Origin of the sequence: Lacrimispora indolis DSM 755, assembly GCF_000526995.1 — a bacterium.
Lineage (GTDB): Bacteria > Bacillota > Clostridia > Lachnospirales > Lachnospiraceae > Lacrimispora > Lacrimispora indolis.
The window spans coordinates 3,040,374-3,063,110 of the sequence record NZ_AZUI01000001.1; the positions used below are offsets into that span (position 1 = coordinate 3,040,374).

The window sequence follows — 22,737 nt, forward strand, 5'->3', positions numbered from 1 at the left end:
ATGCCGGAAATAGGACAAATGATGCTGTTTTCCCTGATTTTCATGAGGATGTCAGGCTTTATCCTGCTGAATCCGATTCTGGGAAGAAGGAATATTCCCAATGTTGTAAAGGGCGGAATGGTCATGGTATTCACTCTCCTGATCTATTCCTTTTCAGCAGCCCAGGTACCGGAACCGGTCAATTCCATAGAATTTGCGGTACTGATAATAAAAGAGTTTATCATGGGCTATATCATTGGTTTTGTTATGGACTTGTTTCTCATGGTCATCACCTTTGCAGGCTCCATTATTGATTTCCAGATGGGATTGTCCATGGCAACAATCTATGACCCTCAGAGCAACGCTCAGGTCGCTATTACCGGAGGCCTTTGGAATGTGTATTTCATTCTTCTTTTCTTTGCGGTGGATGGCCATCTGGCTCTGATCAAGCTGCTTATCAAATCTGCCGAGACAGTTCCCTACGGGCAGGTAGTTTTAGGAACAAAAGTGGCGTGGGCGATGATTGAGGTATTCATTCAATGCATAATCATGGCCATTAAATTTTCATTTCCTATTATAGCAATTGAATTTATAACGGAAATAGCAGTTGGAATCCTGATGAAAATGATTCCTCAGATCAACGTGTTTGTTGTAAATATACAGGCAAAGCTCATACTTGGGCTTCTTATGCTGGTTTTCCTGTTTTCTCCCATGTCAGATTATTTGGGCGATGTAATAACTCAGATGCTTCTTACGGTCCAGAGCATGATCAGGCTTTTATAAGCGTTTAGTAAACACCCTGCGGGTATAAACTTGACGCCTGGTGCCCGATAAAGCGGGGCAGGCCCTAAAGCTGGACGGTCCCTGTCCGGAAAGCATGTCCGGAAAAGAGGAAAGGATGTGATGAACGGCAATGGCAGGTGATTCAAAAACCGAGAAAGCCACACCGAAAAAACGGAAGGATGAACGAAAGAAGGGCCACGTTGCCGTCAGTAAAGATGTGGTAATGGTTGCTTCCCTTCTCGGCATATTCATGATGCTTAAGCTGTTGTTTCCGCTCATGTACAAAACCCTGCGGAATTACATGATAAAGTACGTAAGCCTGGCAGCATCGGCTGAGACCTTGTCCGATTATACGACAAAGGCATATATAGATACGGTGGTAGCCGTTGCAAAGGCTTCTCTTCCCATTCTTCTGGTTTCGGTCCTCTTGGCAGTGGTTGCCACAGGAGTACAGACAAGATTTCTTTTTACCCAAAGTAATATGGCTCCTAAATTCGACCGGCTGAACCCGCTTAAAGGTATCAAGAATATCCTTTCGTTTAAAAGCCTTGTGGAGCTGTTAAAGAGCATAATAAAAATCACAATTTTGATCCTGATCCTTTACCAGATCATTAAAGGGGATTTAAGAGCGGTGGCGAGGACCATTGACATGGAACTTCAGGATTCAGCGGTTTATGTGCTGAATGCCATTCTTGAAATGATCGTAAAGGTGTCTATCATATTTCTGGCAATTGCCGGATTTGACTATTTTTACCAGTGGTGGGATTTTGAACGCCAGATCAAGATGTCAAAGCAGGAATTAAAGGAAGAATACAAACAGACGGAAGGAAACCCTGAAATCAAGGGGAGGATCCGTAACATTCAGAGAGAACGTGCCCGTTCCAGAATGATGCAGGCGGTCCCTACTGCAGATGTGATTGTACGTAATCCTACCCATTACGCGGTGGCGTTACGGTATGATATTGAAAAGGACAGTGCACCTGTACTGGTGGCAAAAGGCCAGGATGAACTGGCTCTTAGAATTGTAGCAGTAGGTGAGGAAAATGGGGTGTATGTGCTTGAGAATAAGCCCTTAGCCAGAGGGATTTACGCCGGCACCCAGGTGGGAGCTGAGATCCCGCCGGAATATTACGGCATGGTTGCCGAAATTCTTGTTTACGTATACCGTATGAATAACAAGATTATTGAGTAGATAAAAGCGGCAGAGATACTTGAAAGAAATGGTGTAAAAGAATGAAGAATTTACTGAAAAATTCCGTAGTATTTTTTGTTATTACGATCGTACTTCTGTTGATTATCCCATTGCCTCCATTTTTATTGGATGTAATGATTATCATAAATATTTCTCTTTCCATGATAATCTTATTGATAACCATGAACATAAGAGAGCCATTGGAGTTTTCCATCTTTCCGGCTCTGCTTTTGGTTACCACCCTGCTGCGTCTGGGGTTAAACGTGTCTACCACGCGTAACATCTTATCCCACCAGGGATCATCCGGCCAGGTGATCAAGGCCTTTGGTGATTTTGTATTACAGGGAAATATAGTCGTTGGTTTTATCATATTCCTGATCCTCGTATTGGTAAACTTCCTTGTTATTACAAAGGGTACGGAGCGTGTATCAGAGGTTGCGGCCAGATTTACTCTGGATGCCATGCCGGGTAAGCAGATGGCCATTGATGCGGATTTAAGCTCAGGCCTGATCAATGAACAGGAAGCCAAATTAAGACGGTATAAGATCCAGAAAGAAGCGGATTTTTACGGAGCCATGGATGGTGCTACCAAGTTTGTAAAGGGAGACGCCATCATGTCCATAATCGTTACCGCCATTAACTTTATCGGCGGAACCATCATTGGTATGGTGCAGTCAAATATGCCCTTTGACCAGGTTTTAACCGTTTATTCCATTGCAACAGTGGGTGACGGACTTGTCTCTCAGCTTCCGGCTCTTTTGATTTCAACGGCCACAGGTATGATCGTTACCAGAGCTGTTTCAGAAGGCAGCTTGAATGAAGACGTTTCTGCTCAGTTCCTGGCTCAGCCTAATGCCATTATGATCACCGGCTTTGTTATGGCCATTCTCATACTGGTTCCCGGAATGCCAAAGGTTCAGCTGGCGATTATGGCAGTCATGCTGGTGGCGGCGGGTTACCATTTGCAGCAGAAGGTAAGGCAGGCGGCAGTGAGAAACCAGGAAACTGCGGCAGCCTCCATGATGGAAGAAAGTGCTCAGCCTGCAGCAGATGAAGAATCCTATTACCGGGATGTAAACAATGTATATTCGCTCATCAATGTTGAGCCTATAGAAATGGAATTCGGCTACAGTCTGATTCCGTTGATTGATGAAAACAGCGGCGGCAAGATGATTAACAGGATCGTCATTTTCAGAAGGCAATATGCCCAGGACATGGGATTTGTCATACCTTCCGTCAGGCTGAGGGACAGCTCAAGCTTAAACACCAATCAGTATATTATTAAGATCAGGGGCGAAGAAGTGGCCAGAGGAGAGATCCTGGTGGATTATTATCTGGCATTAGAGCCTCCCACTCTTTCCGGGGAAGTTGACGGGATCGAAACAGTGGAACCGGCTTATGGAATCCCAAGCAAGTGGATCCGTCCTGAGAACAAGGAAATGGCGGAAATATACGGTTATACGGTCATTGATCCCCTTTCCGTTATGCTGACTCATTTGTCTGAAACCATCAGGCAGCACGCCTATGAATTGTTAGGGCGTCAGGAGGTCATGCAGCTGTTAGAAAACGTAAAGAAGCATTCTGCAGAACTGGTTGATGAACTGTTTCCAAATCAGTTTACTTACAGCAGCTTCCAGAAGATTCTCAACAATCTTTTAAAGGAAGGCGTACCCATCAAGGATATGGAGACTATACTGGAAACCATTGTAGACTCGATTCCAACTACCAGAGATATGGATGTTATTACTGAGAATATTAGAATTGCCTTAAAGAGGACCATAACCAGGATGTTCTGTGACGGAGGACAAATGAAGGTTCTTACTCTGGATGCAGAGCTGGAAAAAAACATTATCGGAAGCATGGCAAAGGGAGAACAGGGCGTTTATCTGGCCCTCAGTCCGGATGTAATGCAGTCTGTGGTCAGTCAGCTGGGGGATCAGATCAAGAAATTCAGCGACTTAGATCAAAAGCCGGTCATCCTTACAAGCCAGGTTGTCAGACTGTATTTTTACCGTTTGATCGAACAGTTCTATCCCAATGTATATGTCCTTTCATTTAACGAGATTGCAAATAATATTCAGATTCAGGCAGTTGGAAATATCACCATTTGACAGGGTATTATGTCAGAAAGGCGGTGTTAGTCGGAATGGAACAGGATTTCACCCAATATACCAATGAAGATTTATTAATTAAATATAAGCGGACAAAAGATATCAAGATGAAGCATGAGCTGGTCATGCGCTATATGTATATGGTCAGAAGTATTTCCATTCAGATGAGGGATGTATATTTAAGCTTTGCCCAGGTGGAGGATATTGTCAATGAAGGCGTGCTGACCATTATGAGCGGAATTGAGAAATTTGATCCGGAAATGAACGTTAAATTTGAAACCTACATTTCCAAGAGGATCCGCGGCATGATCATTGATATGGCGCGAAAGCAGGACTGGATTCCAAGAAGTGTGAGGAAGAATGCCAAGGAGCTGGATAATGCGGTTATGGAATTGTGCAACCGCCTGGGCCGTTTTCCTTCTCCAAAGGAAACCGCGGAATATATGGACATCAGCCTGGAAAAATACCAGGAAGCCCTTGGCAAAACCAATGTCTACAGTGTGCTGTCCCTGGATATGGTTCTGGAGGCAGGAAACGACAATAAAAAAACGGTGCAGCTTCCGGCTGTCAATGAAAATGAACAACCAGAAGATCATTATCTGCAGGAAGAATTTAAGCAGATCCTGGTTCATGCAATAAATAATTTAAAAGAAAATGAGCAAAAGGTTATTTCGTTGTATTATATGGACGAATTAAATATGAAGGAGATTGCACAGGTCATGAATGTCAGCGAGCCGAGAATCTCACAGATTCATTCTAATGCGATTCAAAAGCTGAAGCTGTATCTGACGGGTTTTATAAATGGGTAACAGGAAAGGGGTAAAATGCTATGTTTCATGGATTTTATAATCTGGCATCAGGAATGCTGTATCAGAATCGTAATTTAAATGTGATCAGCAACAATATGGTCAATGTCAGTACTCCAGGCTATAAATCAGACAAGCTGGTCAGTACCACGTTTAAGGATGAGATGCTCTACAGAAATGGCAACCGGGATAAAAGCAATCCTGTGGAGATCGGATCAGTATCCATGATTCGTACCGCCAGAACCACGAAAACGTCTTATGACCAGGGAACGGTGGAGGAGACAGGGGGAAATCTAGACTTTGCCCTTACAAAGCCTGGATTTTTTGCCATTGAGGATTCAAACGGAAATCATCTTTATACGAGAAATGGTTCCTTCCGTCTGGATGACGAGGGGTATCTTTGTTTATCCTCTTTGGGAAGGGTTCTGGGAGAAGACGGAAACCCCATAGAGCTTCCTTCAGATCATATTACCGTTGATCAATTAGGAAATATTTATGAAGAACCCTTAAAGGGCCTGGGAACTGACGAAGACGGCGGGGACTCAGAGGATACGGAACCTGTCCTTTTAGGAAAGATCGGAGTAGTGGATTTTGCAGATTATACCCAGCTTGTTAAGGGTGATAACGGTACATTTACAACCACGGCGGAGGGAACTGCAGCCAATGGGGGAGTCCAATGGAAAGCGATAGAACGTTCTAATATTGATCCCATTGATGAGATGACTTCCATGATAAGCAGCCAAAGGGCTTCCCAAAGTGCTGCGCAGGTGCTTAAGATGTATGACCAGCTTATGGGCAGGATTGTCAGTGATATAGGCAGAGTATAAGGGAGGAAGGATAAATGGAACAGTCATTTTACATAGGTGCTTTAGGGGCTTTAGGCCAGCAGACAAAGCTCAATATAGTTTCAAATAATGTGGCTAATGTAAATACTGTAGGCTTTAAAGCCCAGTACAGTGTTTTTTCAGATTTGGTGCATGCTGAGCTTAGAAATGCCCAGGGACAGGATGGAGCGAAATCCGGAAGCGGGACAAGGGTTGACCAGTCAAAGACGGATTTTACTGCCATGGCTTATAAGGAAACCGGCCTTGACCACGATTACGCCATTGCCGGTGAAGGCTTTTTCATGCTAAAAGATCCTGTTACCGGTGAAGTTTCCTATTCCCGTGACGGGCGCTTCCAGCTGTCACAAATGGAGGACAAGTTCTATCTGGTGAATTCAGACAACAAACGGGTCCTTAATATGGACCAGGAAGAGATCTCCTATGACGTAAAGCCTGCCACATATCCGGGAGATGAGACTGAGGAAGAAGAGGAAGAGACGGAATTGGAGGAAGGAGAGCATGATCCCCGGGCAATAGGGGTGTATACCTTTGCAAGAAGGGACGGCATAGAGAGTCAGGGAGATAATGTCTACACGGTAACCGCAAAAAGCGGAGAACCGATTCTGCTTGAAAAAGCCAAGGTAATAAAGGGAGCCTTAGAGGAGTCTGGAGTGGATTTTGCCCAGGAGATGACCAGATTGATCGAGGCGCAGAGAGCATATTCCTATGCGCTTAAAATGGTGCAGACTTCTGATGAGGTTGAGTCGACAATAAATTCTCTGCGGTAAATCCCGTGAGTAATGAGGAAAGAGGGCGATATCATGAAAATAACGCGTTACGATGAAATGAATAGTCTGGGCCTGGATCTCATCAGGGAAATCGGCAGCATAGGCACAGGAAATGCGGCCACTGCGCTGTCCTCCTTGTTAGGGAAAACTGTTCGTATGACACTTCCGGATGTGAAGATCCTGGGCTATAATGAAGCCATTAAATATCTGGGAGATCCGGAAGAAATTGTAGCTGCTATTCTGGTCAAGATGACCGGTGAGATTAATGGATTGATGCTGTTTATCCTGAAGCTGGATTTTATCAATGAAGTCTTAACCAGTGTCATGCAGCAGAATATTGAAGATTATTACCAGCTGAATGTTTTGGAAACCTCAGCGTTGGAGGAGATCGGAAATATCATCATCTCTTCTTATGTGAATGCCATGTCCTCCCTTAGCGACGTTACGATCAATTTATCAGTTCCTGATATCGCCGTTAATATGCTGGGCGGAATTTTAAGCGTGCCAATGGTGGAATTTGGTTATCAGACAGATAAGATGATGATGATCAGCGGCCAATTTGTTATAGGGGGGAAAGTTCTTCACAGTGACTTGCTGATGATGCCGGATATACAGTCATTGAACTTTTTAATGGAAAAGCTGGGGATAGCCAATGGATAAACAATTAACGGTTGGAATTGCAGACATGAAGTTTGCAAGGCAAGAGGGTATTCTGATTACTTATGCACTTGGTTCCTGTATCGGAATCAGTCTGTATGATCCCATGATCAAGCTGGGAGCCCTTGTGCATATTATGCTGCCCGAGGTATTTGGAGCGGGAGACGGCAATATATTTAAGTATGCAGATACAGGACTTGCAGAAACGTTTCGAAAAATTGAAATAATGGGAGCCAGGAAACCCAGACTGATCGCTAAAATTGCCGGGGGGGCCAAAATGTTCGAATTGCAGGGAAACAGCACGCTTGGGAATATCGGTGCCCGTAATATTGTCAGTGTGAAACAGATTCTTCACTCAGAGGGAGTCCGGCTTGCTGCTGCGGATGTGGGAGAAAATTATGCACGGACCATGACCTTTGATGTGAGCACCGGTATGGTGAAAATTCGGACTTATGGCAGAGCGGAAATTGTTTTGTAAACATTATGAACCGGCTAAAGGATGCCGATATTTTATTAGGCAGATGTTTTTGCTGGATTATATTGGGATAAAGGAGAAGAGCTATGGCAGAAACAGATATTTTATTAGAGTCAGGAACCAATGAGATAGAAATAATGGAATTTACCATTTATGGTGAATTGTATGGAATTAATGTTGCCAAAGTACGTGAAATTATGATGTCAGATAAGGTGAAGCCCATTCCTCATGCCCATCCTTCTGTAGAAGGTATCTTTAAGCCGAGAGATATCCTTCTTACTGTGATTGACCTTCCTCAGTACCTGACCGGAAAAGCAACGGAAAAACAGAGCAAGGACTTATTCATTATCACGAATTTTAACAAGCTGCACATTGCGTTCCGGGTTCACAGCGTCGTTGGAATCAGCCGTATCTCATGGAAGAACATACAGAAGCCGGATGATACTATAAGCCGGGGGGAGGAAGGCGTGGCAACAGGAATTGCGCAGTGCGGTTCTGATTTAGTTACCATTCTGGACTTTGAAAAGATCGTGGCGGACATTGCGCCGGAAACCGGGATCCAGTTAGATGAAATCAACAAGCTGGGGCAAAGAGAGACCATTGACTGCCCGATTCTCATTGCAGAGGATTCCATCCTTCTGACAAAGATGATAGAAGCGGCTCTTAAGAAAGCCGGCTATAATAATCTGACCTTTAAAAATAACGGTCAGGAGGCGTGGGATTTCCTGGTTAAGGTCCGGTCCGATTCAGATTTAAATAAGAAGGTAGGCCTGATCATTACGGACATTGAAATGCCGGAAATGGATGGGCATCGCCTGACCAAGCTGGTAAAGGAAGATAAGAACTTAAAGCATATACCTCTGGTCATTTTCTCTTCCATGATCAATCAGGAATTAATGATCAAAGGAAAGCAGTTAGGAGCTGACGAACAGTTAAGCAAACCGGAGATCGGCCATTTGGTTGAAGTAATCGATCATTTGCTTCAAAGGAGGGAAAAGAATGGATAAGTATGTCACCCGGCAGCCCATAAAGGCACTGAAGGAGGACAGGATTATCGGCTATGAGATATTGTTTCAGAAAGATTATGACTCGCTATACAGCAGCTCCGATGTCGCAGCGGCTGATACCATTGCTGGTTTTCTGATGCAAAATACGGAAAGTATTTTTCGTGATAAGCTCACTTTTGTAACATTTACTCCTTCCTTGCTGTTTCGTAATACGCCAAAGATTTTTGACAAGGAGAAAATGGTAATTCAAATTGAAGACCATGTGATGATCCATCCCTTGTCACCTACCATCATCAGGAAATACAGGGCAGAAGGCTATGTTTTTGCCATTAATGATTTTCAGTTTTCTCCCAAATATTTTTCCATGCTGGATTTTGCCACTTACATAAAGATTGATATCAGAAATAAAAATAATGCAAAAGAGCGGATTTCGCTGATGAATCTTATCAATACCATGAAGGGCTTTGATAAGAGATGCGTTGCAACCGGGGTCAACACAAAGGAAGATTATGATCTGGCTCTGGAAATTGGAGCTGACTTTGCGGAAGGCAGCTATGTAGCCGAGGCAATGGCGAAAAAGGTGAACCGTATGGAATTCCTGGAAGGGAACTTCTTCCAGCTGGTTGTTGAAGTATCAAAGGATGAGCCGGATATTGAGCAGATAGAAGAAATCATAAAGCGTGATGCAGCATTGACCTATGCTCTTCTTAAAATTGTCAATTCCGCTTACTTTGCTTTGCGCCGGAGAGTATCTTCCATACGTCAGGCGTTGGTAACCATGGGAATCAGCCAGTTAAAGCAGTGGGTATATCTCTTAAGCTTTAATAATGATTTTGACAATGATGAATCCCTGGAGGCCACCATGAAGGTGTCCTTCCTGCGGGCCAATTTTGCCATGGCTCTTTCCGATCATGTACAGGGCCTTCCGATCATCCGGTCTGAGATCTATATGATGGGAATGTTCTCTACTCTGCAGTATATGATTGATGCTCCTTTAGAGGAAATACTGGAGGAAGTGCCGGTGGCCCAGGAAATAAAGGATGCGCTTATCAGGCAGGAGGGAATTTGCGGAACTCTCTACAAACTCATTCTGAGTTATGAAAAAGCGGAATGGAAGAATGTGAAAGCTTTAGCAGATCAATTAGGTATACCTTCCGGCCTGCTGGCACAAACATATATGGATTGTGTGGAAGCCGTAAATGAGATATGGAAAGGTCTTACAAGCAGTGCATCTCAGGAATCGGAGAACTAATAAGAAAAAACCCACGCCTAATGGTGTGGGTTTTCTTTTACAACGGAACAGGCCTTTGTCAGTTCCACAATGATATGCTGGGAAAAACGGTTGGAATAAAAGTTCAAAAGCGGAGATGCGGAAGGTGGTTCCACAACAATATATTTGGGCGGAAGGTTGGTCAGGGCCAGGGCTGTTACGTCAGCGATGCAATGGTCGCACAGGCATACACCGAATTTCTCCATATATTCCTTTGCCTTGCTTTTTACCACATATTCCATGACATTCAAGTACTTATAGTCTAAGGGCTTGGAAACGGGCGATTCAGATAAAAGAGCTTCGTCAGAAGGTCTTTCATTCTGGAGCTGAGTCTCCTCTAAGGGAGAGTCTTCTGCATTTAAATCTTCTTCTTTTGAGGAAGGAGAAGGCGGATCGTCCGGCATCTCCTGTATGGAAAGCGATGAATCTTCCCCGCTGTTTTCCTCCTCCTCCAGCTGATGTCTTATTAATTCTGCAACAGGGTCAGGTGCTGTGGATGACATATCGATAATGGAAATGGGGGATGGAGTCAATGGTCCGTCCTGGGTTTGGATAGAGGCCTGCTGGGCCAAAACTGTCAATTCCTTAATAGTTCCGCCCGGTTCTGCTGTGAGGCTGGCGGCAATATTTTCCTTTGCCGCTTCTGTTTTTGAGGATTCGGAATCATCGCCGGCCAACAGATTCATGACATGGGCCGTTTTACTGCTTTTTCTTGCCATTGCTTAAGCTCCTCTCAAGGTGTTAATTCTTGCGCTGTTTAATCCGATCCAGGACCTCAGCAACCAGTGCTTTATAGTCCAAGGCAGGATTAGATCGGGGCGCATAATCCAGAAGGCTTTCTCCTTGAGCAGGTGCTTCCGCAACGGAAACACTGGACCGGATATGAGTGTCGAATACGGTGGTGCCGATCTGAACCGCAATATTTTGTGCCATCTCTTTTACTTCTCTGGAAAGAAGTGTTCTTGGGTTATATTTATTAAGCAGGATTCCCAAAACAACCAGGTCCGGGTTGACGGAGGAACGGACTGTATTGATCGTCTCCTTGATCTGGGAAACCCCTAACAGGCTTAAAATCTCCGGAACCATGGGAATGATCAGATAGTCTGCCGCCGCATAGGCATTGACGGTCAGAATGTTCAGCGCAGGAGGAGTATCAATAATAATGTAATCATAATAACCGGCCACGGTAGAGAGTATGTTTTTCAGCATGCATTCCCTCTGCTTTCCTGAAAATTCCAGTTCAGCTCCGCTTAAGAGAATGTTGGAAGATATTACATCACAGTATTTTGAAGACCGGATTGCCTCCTGCAGGGTAGCGGTTCCTTTGAGGACTTCGTATATGGTGGCGCAGGATTCGATTTCAAGGCCAAGGCTGAAGCCTAAGTTACCCTGCGGATCCAAATCTACTGCCAGGACTCTTTTATGATGCATGGCCAGACCGCAGGCAAGAGAGCAGGAAGTGGTTGTTTTGCCTACGCCGCCCTTTTGATTTGTAATAGCAATTACAGTTGACAACTTCGTTTCCTCCATTCATAAATTAAGATAATACTATTATCTTAAGTATACAATATGTCGATAAATAAGTATAGCGAAAACAATAAAAAAACCGATTTTTGACGAAAATTGGCTTGTGTACATATTTAGAAAGGAGTTCTATATGGCATCGATTTCAAGCAGCGTCAGCAGTGTTTCTTCTATCCGGGGCTACGGCGGTCTTGTCAGCGGCCTGGACAGGGACAGCCTGATCGAGGGAATGACTACGGCTACAAGAGCTAAGATTGCAAAGCAGCAGAAACAAAAACAAACTTACTTATGGAAGCAGGAGGCTTATCGCTCCATCAGCTCCAAGCTTGTGGAATTTTCACAAAAGTATACCTCCTATGTCAATCAGTCAACCAATATTTCCAGCCCCAGCTTTTGGGCAAAGAGCAGTATTACGGCAATTGGGGACAACAGCAAGTATATCAGCGTATCAGGAAGCTCATCCCTTGCAGATTCCATGTCCATCGTGGGGGTGAAGCAGCTGGCAAAGGATGCCAGTATGTCTTCCACAGGAGCAGTATCCGATCAGTTGCTGACAACAGGCAGTATTAATTTGGGAACAGAGGATGTCAGCACCTTGGAGGGACAGAGTCTTTCTTTTCAATATGGCAGCAAGACGTATACTGTTTCCTTAAGCAGCGGTACGACAAAAGATGGCTTTACCTACGATTATTCCAATGGCGCGAAAGCGCAGGAATCCATCACCAAGGCTCTTAAGAATGTTTCTATTGGAGATGGAAAGACATTGGCAGATGTTATTAAAGTTGAAGCTGATCCGTCAAATTCCGGGGATCCTTCAGGTACTCCTTTTAAACTGAATTTCAAATCTGCTGATAAAGCAGGGAATACCATTAAGCTTGCAGGGGGAAGTAAAACGGCGCTTGCAGCTCTTGGTATTAATAATATTGACAGTCTATCTGAAGCGGATAAAACCATCACTTCCGAAGGACTGTCATCGGAACTGCTGGGCAGGACGCAGTCCTTTTTTGAAGAGAAGTCTTTTGCAGAGCGGGTAGGTGGAAAGAACATCAGCTTTACTTACAATGGAACCACCAAATCCATACAATTTGCCAGTACAGAGGAGATTCAGGCAATGATAGGCAGTGATGATAAAGCATCCTTAGAATCCATTGCTGCTGATTTAGAAACAAAGCTGGGCAAGGCGTTCGGAACAGGCAGAATCAAGGTAGGAGTTCAGGAGGACACCAAGAACGGTGGTTATCAATTGAAATTTGAGACCATGAATCCGGCTACCAATACGGCTGACAACTCCTCTATATTGTCCATATCCTCCGCTGACAATGGAGTGATCGGCAAGACGGGAGCTTTGAAAGTGGAGTATGGGGAGTCGAATCGTCTGAATCTTTCAGCTTCTCTTATAAATTCCGGATTAAATGGAATTGCAGATAAACTTGGATCTAAATTAGATGATTATGAAACCACTTATTTTTCGGGATCAGTAAAGGCCTTGGAGTTGATCGATAATCTTGGAAGCAAAGTCACAGATGGAATGGATGCTGCTACGTTAAAGAATTTGATTTCATCAAATTATTCCCAGTTATCGGATACGGTCTTAAGCAGTGTCTATGAAGCGATCGATCATTTTGAGGAAGAGGGGGCTGCAACGGCCGGGGACTTGAAGACAGCCATGGGAACTTATGTAAGCGACAGAGAGCTGAAGCTTACAATTAATGGCGTCGATATTAAGGGACTTTCCTACAACAGCACTATTAATGATATTATCAGCAAGGTTAATGCTTCCGATGCGGGCGTTACCATGAGCTATATGATGAATGCAGACAAGTTTTCCATTATATCTACAGCAGGCGGAGCTGCCGGAAGTATAGATTTTAGCGGAAGCAGTGATGCAGAGCTTTTGTTTGGAGAAAAAGATGTAGATTATACCGTTACCAAGGGTCAGGATGCAGTTGTCAGTGTAAAATACACTGGCTCCGATGAGGTTGTTGACCTGATACGAGGCAGCAACTCCTTTGGCCTGGATGGATTAAACATTACTGTAAGCGGTACTTTTGGATATAAAAAAGACGACACAAACGGATCTTATGTAAAGGCTGATGACGGAAGTTATTTAAAGGTCGATGATATTGCAAAGCGTTATGATAAAGATGGAAATGAAGTTACTGGCGGAGAGTATGTAATGGCAGAGAATGGAACGCTTGTAAAGGCCTCCGGTGGTTTCTATTCTCAGGATACTACGGATTCTGTCACGTTCAATGCCAAAACAGACTCTGACAAAATCGTATCCGCCATTTCCGATATGATCAAAGACTACAATGAAATCATCAAATTAGTAAATGATGAGGTCACCACAAAACCAAACAGGAGTTATGAACCTCTGACAGATGAGCAGAAAGAGGAAATGACGGAAGATCAGATCACTAAATGGGAAGAAAAGGCAAAGGCAGGAATGCTGTTCAATGATTCTGATTTGAGAGGCCTTTCAGACAGCATGCGTTTCATTTTTGAAAGTGGTTCTGAGGATAAAGCCATGCTGGAGTCTTTCGGGATATCCACAAGCTCCAATTATGGAGATAACGGAAAGCTGGTATTCGATGAAACCAAGTTCCGTGCAGCTCTTGAATCCAATGCAGAAGATTTACAAAAATTATTTACCAGGACTGCAGATACTACCACAGGGGACAAGGGCGGCGTTATGGCCCGTCTTACTACAATTACTGAGAAGTATGCTTCCACAACAGGTGCTACCAAGGGTATATTGATTGAAAGGGCTGGTTCCGTTTATGCGCCTACCAGTATCCTGTCCAATTACCTACAGAAGAGTATAGACAGCGTCAACGATTACATAGACCGCTTGCAGGATCAATTATCAACAGAAACAGACCGTTATGTGAAGCAGTTTACTACTTTGGAATCATTGATTTCACAAATGAATTCCCAAAGCAGTTGGCTGAGCTCATTCGGTTCATAAGAAATGGCGGTGTAGATTATGGCATCATACGGATACCAGCATTATAAAGAACAGACGGTTAATACAATGACTCCAGGAGAAATGCTCAATCTTCTTTATGATGAATTACTTAAACGGCTGACTAGGGCAGAGCTCGCATTGGAAAAGGAAGACTTTGAGCTTTTTGAACAGTCTGTTCAGCGGGCGGTGGATATTGTCACTTATTTAAAGGATACGTTGAATCATAATTATGAGATCAGTGCTGAACTGAGGCGGATGTATGACTTTTTTCTGTATGAGTTTAGCCGGATAAGGGCAGGAAGAAATTCAGAAGTGATTAAGGAGGTCAGGCCCTTAATTATCGATTTACGTGAGGCTTTTAAGGAGGCACAGCGGTTAAACAGTTAAAAAATCCGGCCTGGAGGGGAGGAAGCATTCCTCCCAGGCCGTTTTGATTTTTAAATATGTAGATAGGGGGATGACATGGACGATTCAATGCTGATTGAGATTCTAAAGGAAATGCAGAACAAATATCAATGTATTATAGAGATTGAGCGCATTACCAGGGAGGTCGGGGAATCCTTATCCAGAAATGACAGAACTTCCGTTCAACTGCTTCTGGGAATGCGCCAGGAGGAAATGGATAAAGCAGATATTCATGAAAGAAACATTAAATGCCTTATATTGGCTCTGCCTTCTGCAAAAGCAGCTCAGGTCAGAGATTGGTTAAAAGGGAATAATGCCCATAAGCCAGTCAGCCCTGTGGCTGAAAAACTTGTGGAAAGAGGAAAGAGCTTCCAGCTGGTGATGAAACGAGTGATCGAGATGGACCGCCATATCAGTACCCGTTTGGCAGGAAAAGACTCTTACTACAATCATTAGTGAACGGAATCCGGAAGGCTGATAATCCATAAAGGCCCCCCGTTTCCTGACCGGTAATTCAATTCTTGGAAAATCAAAGAAGAATCCCAGTCAAATTTTGTATTATTGTAATTATTAGGATCAGCGATCCGAAATTTACCTTCTCCCATTGAACGGGTGATTATTATAAAATGCCCCTGCTGGGTAAAATGGCCCTTTTTCATGAGGGCAACGACGAGATGGCCGGAATCCAAAGCACTCTGCAGCCCCTGAACCGTGTAATCTTTCAAAGGTGTGGCTTTCAGTCCATAGGCGGAAGCGCTGTCAATGATTAACCTGTGATAGGAACCTTCACCGGGGCACCAGCTGTTGTTTTGTGCAGCCCAAGTGGCAATGTCAGGCGGGAGTACCTGGTTTCCGGTAAGACTGGTAATCAGCATGGCCATGACCGTAGGGCCGCAGCCATAGGTAGAAAGAGGGTCTCTTCCGCCATAGAGAAAGTTCCCCCATCTGGCATCCCCCTGATTATAATACGTAAGCGGGCCGCATGCACTGTCAAGCATGACATCGTATTTTCCTTCCTGAGGAATTTCGTCTGCCGCAGGTTCTGAGCTTATCTCTGAAGCTGTATAAGAAATAGCCGCAGCTTCTCCACTAATTTGTCCGTTGGTTGAAAAAAACGTGGCAAAAGGGACAACGGCTAAGAATAGAGTTTTAAATAGGATCGGATACATTCTGCTCACTTAATTTACCTTTTCTATGATAAAGATATTAGTTTCATTTCTACAATAGTTATCGTACGAATATCCGGTAAAGTTAAGTTTATTATGAAAAAACGAATATAAAACGTGAAATGCAGCTTTTCTCATGATTTAAAAGGAGAAGACAGGGGCAATTGGTTGAATTCATTGCCCGGCATACCGGTTAAATAGATATTGAATTGCCGGCGGTATGATATAGCCGGTTGATTGAGGATGGAAAATGAATGAGTAAAGGATATGAAGAGCGGTATTTAATAACATTATTGTCAGCAATATTGAATCAAAAGCCTTCTCCTGAGATGCTGCGCCAGCCGGATTGGGAAAAGATGTTTCGTCTGGCCGATTATCATAACGTGGCGCATGCTGTTTATTATGGAATCATGGGGCTGGATGAAAATATTCCTCAGGCTATACGCCAGCGCTTTTTTGATAAATATCTGGAAGCAGTTCACCGGACAGACCGGTTGAGATCAGGGGAAAAGCAGGTTTTGGCCCTTTTGGAACGAAATAAGATCAACTGCTTTGCTTTAAGATACTCTGATATTGTCAAATGTTATCCAATTGAAGAAATGTGCTGCAGAGAATCCATTGAGATCGGCATTGATAAAAAACATGGATGGTTAATCAGGAAGATGCTGGAGGAGGCGGATTTTGAGGAACGCCAGACAGAGGAACGGGGAAACTTATTCTACCGGATCCCAGGGATCAGGGTTTTATGCTATAACCAGAGTCTGTTTTTCAGTAAGCCAATGCGAAAATATTTTAAAAGCCTGCTGGCCTTTTTACCATATCGGAAAGGGTATAAGCATGTGCGGGAAATGACTCCTGATGATCAATATCTCTTTCTCATGAGCAGGCTGACGGATTCCTATGCAAAGGGAGAAATCAGTTTAAATCAGATCATGGACTTTTGGGTGTTTTACAAAAAATATGCAGAAGTTTTTTCCTGGCCATATATATATGAAAAGTTAAAAAAGCTAAAAATTGCTGAATTTGCAGAAAAGCTTGAGTATCTTATACTCCGTTGGTTTGGCAGCGGGGCAAGTATTGAAAACACAGAAATCTATGAAGCCATGGAGTCTTACATCTTTACCAAGGGGGCAGAAGGAAGGGAGATCAGTTCTCAATTTCTTCCTCTGATTAAGACGGTTGCAGATTGCTATGCCAGGGACAGGAGATCGGAAAACCTGAAAAAAATGATAAAATGGCTGTTTCCTGACAAAAGATATATGGAAACTATTTATCCATCATTGGGAAAACTGGGAGTTCTCCTGCCGCTTTTCTGGCTCCTGCGCCTTGGGCGGTATGCGATAAGATCCATTCCCTTTTTAAAGAGCTTTGATGTTTGGATAAAAAATAAGAGGTTAAAGAAGCTGCAAAAAGACATGGAACATATAGCTGATCAGGCCTTGGAAGAAGCGAATAAGGAACATATGGCTGATCAGCCTTTGAAAGAGATTGATATAGAACAGGTGAAAGATAAAACAGCGGAAATACCGAAGTAAATCAGGTATCTCCGCTGTTTTTATGTTCATTGATCAAATCTTTGATTTTGGATATTGAGCCGGCACTTAGAGAAACAGAGGCTGCCTCCTGATTTGCAGAGGCCGCTTCTATTAACTCTGTTCGCAGGATTGATACATTTCTTGGAGCATCAATAGCCAGCTTTACCCAATCGTTTCCAATGTCAAGAACGGTTATGGTAATATTGTCTCCAATGGTGAGTGACTGTTCTTTTTTCCTTTGAAGTATAAGCATCCTAATCCCCCTTTTTTACGAAATCTTTGATCAGATGTCGAAATTGATACAATGGGTTATCCAGGATCACCTGTCTTGCTTCACGACTTTCAATATTTACAGCAATTGGGCATTTTAAATTCACAGTGCTGTCATCCATTGGATCACGGATGACACAAATAACATAGTATGAAACAGAATCGTCCTCCTGAGATACATTTAAAAGTTTTCTGTCCTCCTCGGATAAGACCGGAGTATAATCAGCATATAGCTGGAATGGATTCATAAGAATAAATGACACACTAAAATCCTCTATGGATTGAAGGCAGATCAAAGCGTCGCTGTTATCCTGAAAGGCTAGGGGAACATAATTTTTCAAATGAGTAAAACCAAATAATCCATCGGAAAAGTGTATTAATTCTTTTTCGGAACAGGAAATAGTGCCAAAATATTGTGTTTGGATCTCCATAGGTACCTCCCAGAGTGTAGGATTTTAAGCAAGCACGTCCACCGGAGAGTGGTCGAAGAATTCAGCGGCGCTGGGGGGGACATACATCGGCTTGCCGATATATTCAATTTCCACATCAGGCATTTGAGTGATAGACAGCTCAACCTTGCCTGGAATAAATTCAAAATCTCCGTTTGCAACTTTTAATTCAAAACTTAGCTTATCCATTTGATATTTAATATTTAATTCAGGATCCGACCATTCAATGTCAGGACCTGTAGTAGGAAGAAATTGCAGTCCAAAATCTCCTGACGGCATTTGAGCACGCTGGCTGATAATCTGATCAAGCGGGTTTGAAACTCTGGGATCTAACAAAAGCGCCCCCTCCTCTGCATAGTTTGCGGTAGCCTCTGACGCGGCAGTTCTTCCATAAGAAGCCGACTGACGGACACTTTCCATAGTAGTTGGACAAACAGAATTACGCGCATTATAAGTATCAAGATGCAGCTTAATGGGGCGGTTTTCTATAGACATGCTCCCTTTTTCCCTGTTTAGCTGAAGCTCAGCTGTTGAGCGCTTGTATTCTAACCTGGCTTTTTGAATTTTTAGTTCATACTTAAGAGGTATGGTTGTTATTCTAAGCAATGGTTCCATATAAGACACCTCCAATCATGCTTAGCGCATAAAATCAATAAAAGACGGTGACAGGATACTGGTTCCAACTTTTAAGGCTGCATTATAAGCGTATTGATTCCACATATAGTCAGTAATTGCAGCAGCAGGATCGACTCCTTCCACTTTTTCCATCTGTTCCTGTATGGAAATGTCAGCATTCTCCAACCGGTCCTTTGTTGTGGTCAGGAATTCTGACTTGACTCCCAGGTCAGTAATACCGTTCATTATGCTTGAGCTTACATCCTTAAATTTATTCATAAGCTTTCCATAAGCTTCTGTATCAAAGGTATCAGCTTCCAATAAATCAGCCAGCTGACCAGCTAAAACAATGGCGTTATTGCTCATTCCATCCTTGTCCTTCCCATATCCGATGGCTTTTATTCCGGGAAGAGAGATATTAAATGCGCTGGAAGGCACCACCTGGTCGGCCTCATCGAGAGCCAGCCCCATGCCCAGGTCAACGTAAAGCTTTTCATTGGACAGATTGGTAAGGCTGGCATAATCAGAAGTATTCTGAGAAGCATCTACGTTAATTCCCCGGTAGGTAAGAGTTTTGCTGTCAGAAGACAGCTCAAAAGGAACATTCTTTCCGTCAGACCCTGCAAATAAAAAGGTATCCTCATAGGTAGCGTTAAGGCTTAACACCATGGACTGCTGATATTGACGTATGGCGGAGGCAAAGGTCTGTCTTGTTTCCGGTGTCTGTTTGTCACCGCTCATGGCCTGCACGTTGTAATCCTCACTGATTGTCTTAATGATATTGGATACCTGAGTGAGGGAGCTCTCCTGCCCATCCTGGCGGGATTGAATATCCGTCAGCATGCTTAAGTTGTCCTGAACTTTATAATATTTACGGTGAAGCTGAGAGGCACGGGCGGCTGATGCAGGATCCTCTGCCACGCTGTTAAAACTGCGCTGAGTCATAACATGGGTTCTGGACAGATTTAAATTATTTATTGTGGTTGCAAGATTGCTTTTGTAATTTCTTAAAATTGCATTCGTCGTAAGTCTCATTTTATTACCTCCTATCTGCCAACTATGCCTGTGCTGTTGATCAAAACGTTCAGAACTTCATCAAGGGTGGTCATAAGACGTGCAGCAGCCGTATAAGACCTTTGGTACTGCATAAGGCTGATTCCCTCTTCGTCTAAGGAAACTCCTGATACGGAATCTTTATTGTTGGCGGTCTGCTGAAGAACAGATAAGTGGTTCGTCAGGATCGCCTTGTTGGCAGAGCTGTCAATACCCTGTATATTTTCCAGGTTGGAATAGCACTGAGAGAAATTTCCGTTGTAGTAAGTAATCGACCCGGTCTGGGGTTTGCCGTCACTATCCAGATAATTATATTCATATTTAAAATCTCTTTCTTCGGTCAGAGATTTTATCATCTTAATAATGTTGTCGTTGGCAGTTGAACCGGCATTTTCATCATGAGAGGAAATAATATGAATGGTGTTGTTCATCCAGTCATCTGAAATTTTAATATTGTTTGCCGTAAAGATCTTGCTGCCGTCAGAGGTTTTAAATAAGTCAAAATTTTTAACATTAAGGGGATCTGCTTTGTAGGTGAGGGAAAAAGCTGATCCATCCGCTGCTTTTATACTGCTGCTTGTAATTTCGGTACCTGCTGCCAAAGGATCATTGCTGGTCCACGTAAGCTTTCCGGTACTGGCCTGATAGGCCCAGCTGCCGGCAGTAACCCCGCCGTTTACCGTCATATCGGCAGCGTCAGCATTCAGCCGGGCAGTCAGATTCACCAAACTGCCTTCAAGACTGGATCCGATTGCAATGGTATCGCCTGTACCGTCACCGAATGTATAGGTTTGACCGTTTATTGTTATTTTTTCCTTATTTAAGAAATTTCCCGTTGAATTTAAAAAGCTTAAACTATATTCTGCTTTTTCAGAACCCGTACTGGTTAATTCCTTTGCGACTCCGGTGGTGGGAACTGAGGTAGCTCCTGTATAAGGAGATGTATTTGTATTCAGCTTGTTGAATATCTCCGCAAAGGTCTGAACAAAGGCATCAAAGGATTTTTCATAATAGCCGATTCCTCTGTAATCGGTCGCGGGGCTGTCCAGTTCTCCGGATTTATTTAACACATCCACAAGACCTTTTAATGTGCCGTCCTTAAGATAATCAGTGATGTCTGTTTTCAAAGTAGTAACATCAGTACCGGCTGGAAAATCACTGGCAGGGATGAGGGAAATAGAAACGCTTCCATCGTAATTGCCGTCTATGCCTTTGTTCCGTTCCATGGAAAGAGAGGCAAAATTTTCTCCATGCTCGCCTCCGGTGAGGTTGTACACCATTCCGTCGGAACCGGTGAATTTGACCACCGGATAGCTGAGCCTTGAGTCACTGGATATAGTCACTTCCTTGTAGGAGACGCTGATGGGAAGATAGGAGGCCAGTTCATCCAGCTTTAAGTTTCTCTGATCCTGAAGTTCAAGGGCAGGATTACCGAGAACCTGGCTTTTCCAGATAGCATCATTTAATTCTCCGAGATCAGAAAGAAGTCCGTTGACCGTGGCGATATCTGTTTTTTCCAGCCCGCTGATGGTTTCTTCCCGGACGCTGCTTAAATCTGCTGATTTTTGATGGATATAATTTAAGAGAACCTGGCATCTGGAACGCACGATGCTGTCAAACTCGCTGTTGTTTGCGTTAGAAGACAGCTGGTCTAAGCTGCTGCTTAAATCGCTGAGGGCTTTTTTTAAAGCATCCTTATCCGTTTCATCAAAAATGTCCGCCAACTGATCCAGGGTGCTCTGGCGAGCATCGGCGGTGCCGACCTTGGCAATCTGATTTCTAAACTGTACATCAAGAAAGGGATCACGTATCTGGGAAATTCCTGTGATCTCAACGCCGTAACCGATTTTGGAAGCAGGTCCTGTGCTTACATAGTCGCCGCCTCTTAAATTCAGGCTTACAAGATCCACCTGCTGCTTGGTATAACCTGCTGTGTTAATGTTTGCTATATTCTGTCCGGTTACGTCAAGGGCACGCTGGCTGGCGCTCATTGCCAGCTGGGCGATGGTAAAACCGGAGAATGTGGATCGTGTCATAATAGTCCCTCCCACTTCGCTTTATCTGTAGTAATGACATCCTGGGAATTGTTAATTTCTTTATTTATCATGTGAAGATTAATTTCAATCATGGAGCGGGCGCTTTCGTTTATCTCCTGAAACTGGCGGACATGATGGGTCAGTGAGTCGAAAAGCTTCTTTAATTGGTTATGCTCTGCTCCTGATGTTTTCGAAAGAATCTGCTGAAATGTATAATCCTTGCAGCCAAGCTGTTCCTGGCAGGTTTCCCGCTTTTTGTCAAGACCTCTCAGCTTTAAGATGGCGGCCTGTTCTCTGTTCATGCAGTCTTCTACATGAGTAATCCTGTTCTTTGCCGCGGCTTCCAGCTTTGATTGTTCAATGTAAATCAGTTCCTGAAACAGCTGGATCAAATCCTCGATCACAGAAATAAAGTCATTCATGGGAATCTGCTCCTTTGTATAAAAGAATCCTTTCAGCAATCTTATTGGCATCTACCTGGTAAGTTCCATCGTTGATCCTTTGCTTTAAGCTGTCCAGCTTTTCTCCGGAAGAGGGCTGCTTTACTTCTTTCATGAGGAGATTTTTTAAGGCGGCTGCAAACTTGGAATCCATTGCCTCTAAAGAAGCGGAACGTATGGTAATTGCATCATAATTGTTTTTTACGGATTCCGAAGCGTTGATTCCGGACTGATCCTGATTTTGTCGCATCATGGATGTATTGTACAGCGTATTGAAATAGTTCGAGGAAATACGCATGGAGTTACTCCTTTCTAAGAGCTGAAAATGCAGTTGTTTCTATGCTACATTTATAATATCGTCACTTTGAAAAAAATATTAACTTT

General features: G+C 43.5%; 24 protein-coding genes. 14 read left to right on the plus strand and 10 right to left on the minus strand.

What is annotated here, in order from left to right; translation table 11 throughout:
• The 10 genes from fliR (at position 1) to K401_RS0114620 (ending at position 9,874) form a co-directional block, all read left to right on the plus strand.
• Positions 1–762: a flagellar biosynthetic protein FliR gene (gene fliR / locus K401_RS0114575; protein ID WP_024293638.1), complete on the plus strand. Its 762-nt coding sequence runs from the start codon at positions 1–3 to the stop codon at positions 760–762.
• 130 nt (positions 763–892) lie between these two features.
• Complete coding sequence (gene flhB, locus K401_RS0114580) at positions 893–1,954, plus strand: flagellar biosynthesis protein FlhB (protein ID WP_024293639.1); 1,062 nt, start codon at positions 893–895, stop codon at positions 1,952–1,954.
• 41 nt (positions 1,955–1,995) lie between these two features.
• Positions 1,996–4,065, plus strand: coding sequence for a flagellar biosynthesis protein FlhA (gene flhA, locus K401_RS0114585; protein WP_024293640.1), 2,070 nt, complete (start codon positions 1,996–1,998; stop codon positions 4,063–4,065).
• 35 nt (positions 4,066–4,100) lie between these two features.
• The gene (locus K401_RS0114590; RefSeq protein WP_024293641.1) at positions 4,101–4,874 is read left to right on the plus strand and encodes a sigma-70 family RNA polymerase sigma factor; all 774 of its coding nucleotides are present in this window, start codon (positions 4,101–4,103) and stop codon (positions 4,872–4,874) included.
• A 20-nt stretch (positions 4,875–4,894) separates the two neighbouring features.
• The gene (locus K401_RS0114595; protein ID WP_024293642.1) at positions 4,895–5,698 is read left to right on the plus strand and encodes a flagellar hook-basal body protein; all 804 of its coding nucleotides are present in this window, start codon (positions 4,895–4,897) and stop codon (positions 5,696–5,698) included.
• A gap of 14 nt (positions 5,699–5,712) precedes the next feature.
• Positions 5,713–6,483: a flagellar hook-basal body protein gene (locus K401_RS0114600; protein ID WP_024293643.1), complete on the plus strand. Its 771-nt coding sequence runs from the start codon at positions 5,713–5,715 to the stop codon at positions 6,481–6,483.
• A gap of 33 nt (positions 6,484–6,516) precedes the next feature.
• Entirely contained in the window at positions 6,517–7,143 is a 627-nt protein-coding gene (locus K401_RS0114605; protein WP_024293644.1) for a chemotaxis protein CheC, read from the plus strand.
• Entirely contained in the window at positions 7,136–7,618 is a 483-nt protein-coding gene (locus tag K401_RS0114610; RefSeq protein ID WP_024293645.1) for a chemotaxis protein CheD, read from the plus strand. The genes K401_RS0114605 and K401_RS0114610 overlap by 8 nt, the downstream gene beginning before the upstream one ends.
• Positions 7,619–7,701: 83 nt before the next feature.
• Entirely contained in the window at positions 7,702–8,622 is a 921-nt protein-coding gene (locus tag K401_RS0114615; RefSeq protein WP_024293646.1) for a chemotaxis protein, read from the plus strand.
• Complete coding sequence (locus tag K401_RS0114620; protein WP_024293647.1) at positions 8,615–9,874, plus strand: EAL and HDOD domain-containing protein; 1,260 nt, start codon at positions 8,615–8,617, stop codon at positions 9,872–9,874. The genes K401_RS0114615 and K401_RS0114620 overlap by 8 nt, the downstream gene beginning before the upstream one ends.
• 17 nt (positions 9,875–9,891) lie before the next feature.
• Here K401_RS0114620 and K401_RS31900 read toward each other — a convergent pair whose 3' ends face one another.
• On the minus strand, positions 9,892–10,611 hold the full coding sequence (locus tag K401_RS31900; protein ID WP_024293648.1) for a late competence development ComFB family protein: 720 nt from the start codon (positions 10,609–10,611) through the stop codon (positions 9,892–9,894).
• A gap of 22 nt (positions 10,612–10,633) precedes the next feature.
• On the minus strand, positions 10,634–11,407 hold the full coding sequence (locus K401_RS0114630; RefSeq protein ID WP_024293649.1) for a ParA family protein: 774 nt from the start codon (positions 11,405–11,407) through the stop codon (positions 10,634–10,636).
• Between the two features lie 142 nt (positions 11,408–11,549).
• On the opposite strand from K401_RS0114630, the gene fliD reads away from it, so the two are divergent.
• The 3 genes from fliD (at position 11,550) to K401_RS0114645 (ending at position 15,245) form a co-directional block, all read left to right on the plus strand.
• Entirely contained in the window at positions 11,550–14,384 is a 2,835-nt protein-coding gene (gene fliD, locus K401_RS0114635; RefSeq protein WP_024293650.1) for a flagellar filament capping protein FliD, read from the plus strand.
• Between the two features lie 18 nt (positions 14,385–14,402).
• Positions 14,403–14,771: a flagellar export chaperone FliS gene (fliS, locus tag K401_RS0114640; RefSeq protein ID WP_024293651.1), complete on the plus strand. Its 369-nt coding sequence runs from the start codon at positions 14,403–14,405 to the stop codon at positions 14,769–14,771.
• A gap of 75 nt (positions 14,772–14,846) precedes the next feature.
• The gene (locus K401_RS0114645) at positions 14,847–15,245 is read left to right on the plus strand and encodes a hypothetical protein (RefSeq protein ID WP_024293652.1); all 399 of its coding nucleotides are present in this window, start codon (positions 14,847–14,849) and stop codon (positions 15,243–15,245) included.
• On the opposite strand, the gene K401_RS0114650 is transcribed toward K401_RS0114645, so the two are convergent.
• Positions 15,242–15,958 carry a C39 family peptidase gene (locus K401_RS0114650; protein WP_024293653.1) on the minus strand — a complete coding sequence of 239 codons (717 nt, stop codon included), beginning with the start codon at positions 15,956–15,958 and terminating at the stop codon, positions 15,242–15,244. The genes K401_RS0114645 and K401_RS0114650 overlap by 4 nt on opposite strands.
• A gap of 251 nt (positions 15,959–16,209) precedes the next feature.
• Here K401_RS0114650 and K401_RS0114655 point away from each other — a divergent pair, with 251 nt between their 5' ends.
• Positions 16,210–17,490 (plus strand): nucleotidyltransferase domain-containing protein, encoded by a 1,281-nt coding sequence (locus K401_RS0114655; protein WP_024293654.1) that lies wholly within the window; start codon positions 16,210–16,212, stop codon positions 17,488–17,490.
• Position 17,491: 1 nt separating this feature from the next.
• On the opposite strand, the gene K401_RS0114660 is transcribed toward K401_RS0114655, so the two are convergent.
• Genes K401_RS0114660 through K401_RS0114690 form a run of 7 tightly spaced genes read right to left on the minus strand, consistent with a single transcriptional unit; the run spans position 17,492 to position 22,651 of the window.
• The gene (locus tag K401_RS0114660; RefSeq protein ID WP_024293655.1) at positions 17,492–17,743 is read right to left on the minus strand and encodes a carbon storage regulator; all 252 of its coding nucleotides are present in this window, start codon (positions 17,741–17,743) and stop codon (positions 17,492–17,494) included.
• A gap of 1 nt (position 17,744) precedes the next feature.
• A complete protein-coding gene (gene fliW / locus K401_RS0114665; RefSeq protein WP_024293656.1) occupies positions 17,745–18,191 on the minus strand; it encodes a flagellar assembly protein FliW in 447 nt (148 codons plus the stop codon).
• A 24-nt stretch (positions 18,192–18,215) separates the two neighbouring features.
• Positions 18,216–18,824: a DUF6470 family protein gene (locus K401_RS0114670; protein ID WP_024293657.1), complete on the minus strand. Its 609-nt coding sequence runs from the start codon at positions 18,822–18,824 to the stop codon at positions 18,216–18,218.
• A gap of 21 nt (positions 18,825–18,845) precedes the next feature.
• On the minus strand, positions 18,846–19,859 hold the full coding sequence (locus K401_RS0114675; RefSeq protein WP_024293658.1) for a flagellin N-terminal helical domain-containing protein: 1,014 nt from the start codon (positions 19,857–19,859) through the stop codon (positions 18,846–18,848).
• A gap of 11 nt (positions 19,860–19,870) precedes the next feature.
• Positions 19,871–21,913: a flagellar hook-associated protein FlgK gene (locus K401_RS31905; RefSeq protein WP_024293659.1), complete on the minus strand. Its 2,043-nt coding sequence runs from the start codon at positions 21,911–21,913 to the stop codon at positions 19,871–19,873.
• The gene (locus K401_RS0114685; RefSeq protein WP_024293660.1) at positions 21,910–22,335 is read right to left on the minus strand and encodes a flagellar protein FlgN; all 426 of its coding nucleotides are present in this window, start codon (positions 22,333–22,335) and stop codon (positions 21,910–21,912) included. Before K401_RS0114685 ends, K401_RS31905 begins: the two co-directional genes overlap by 4 nt.
• Positions 22,328–22,651: a flagellar biosynthesis anti-sigma factor FlgM gene (locus K401_RS0114690; RefSeq protein WP_024293661.1), complete on the minus strand. Its 324-nt coding sequence runs from the start codon at positions 22,649–22,651 to the stop codon at positions 22,328–22,330. Before K401_RS0114690 ends, K401_RS0114685 begins: the two co-directional genes overlap by 8 nt.
• Positions 22,652–22,737: the final 86 nt, after the last annotated feature.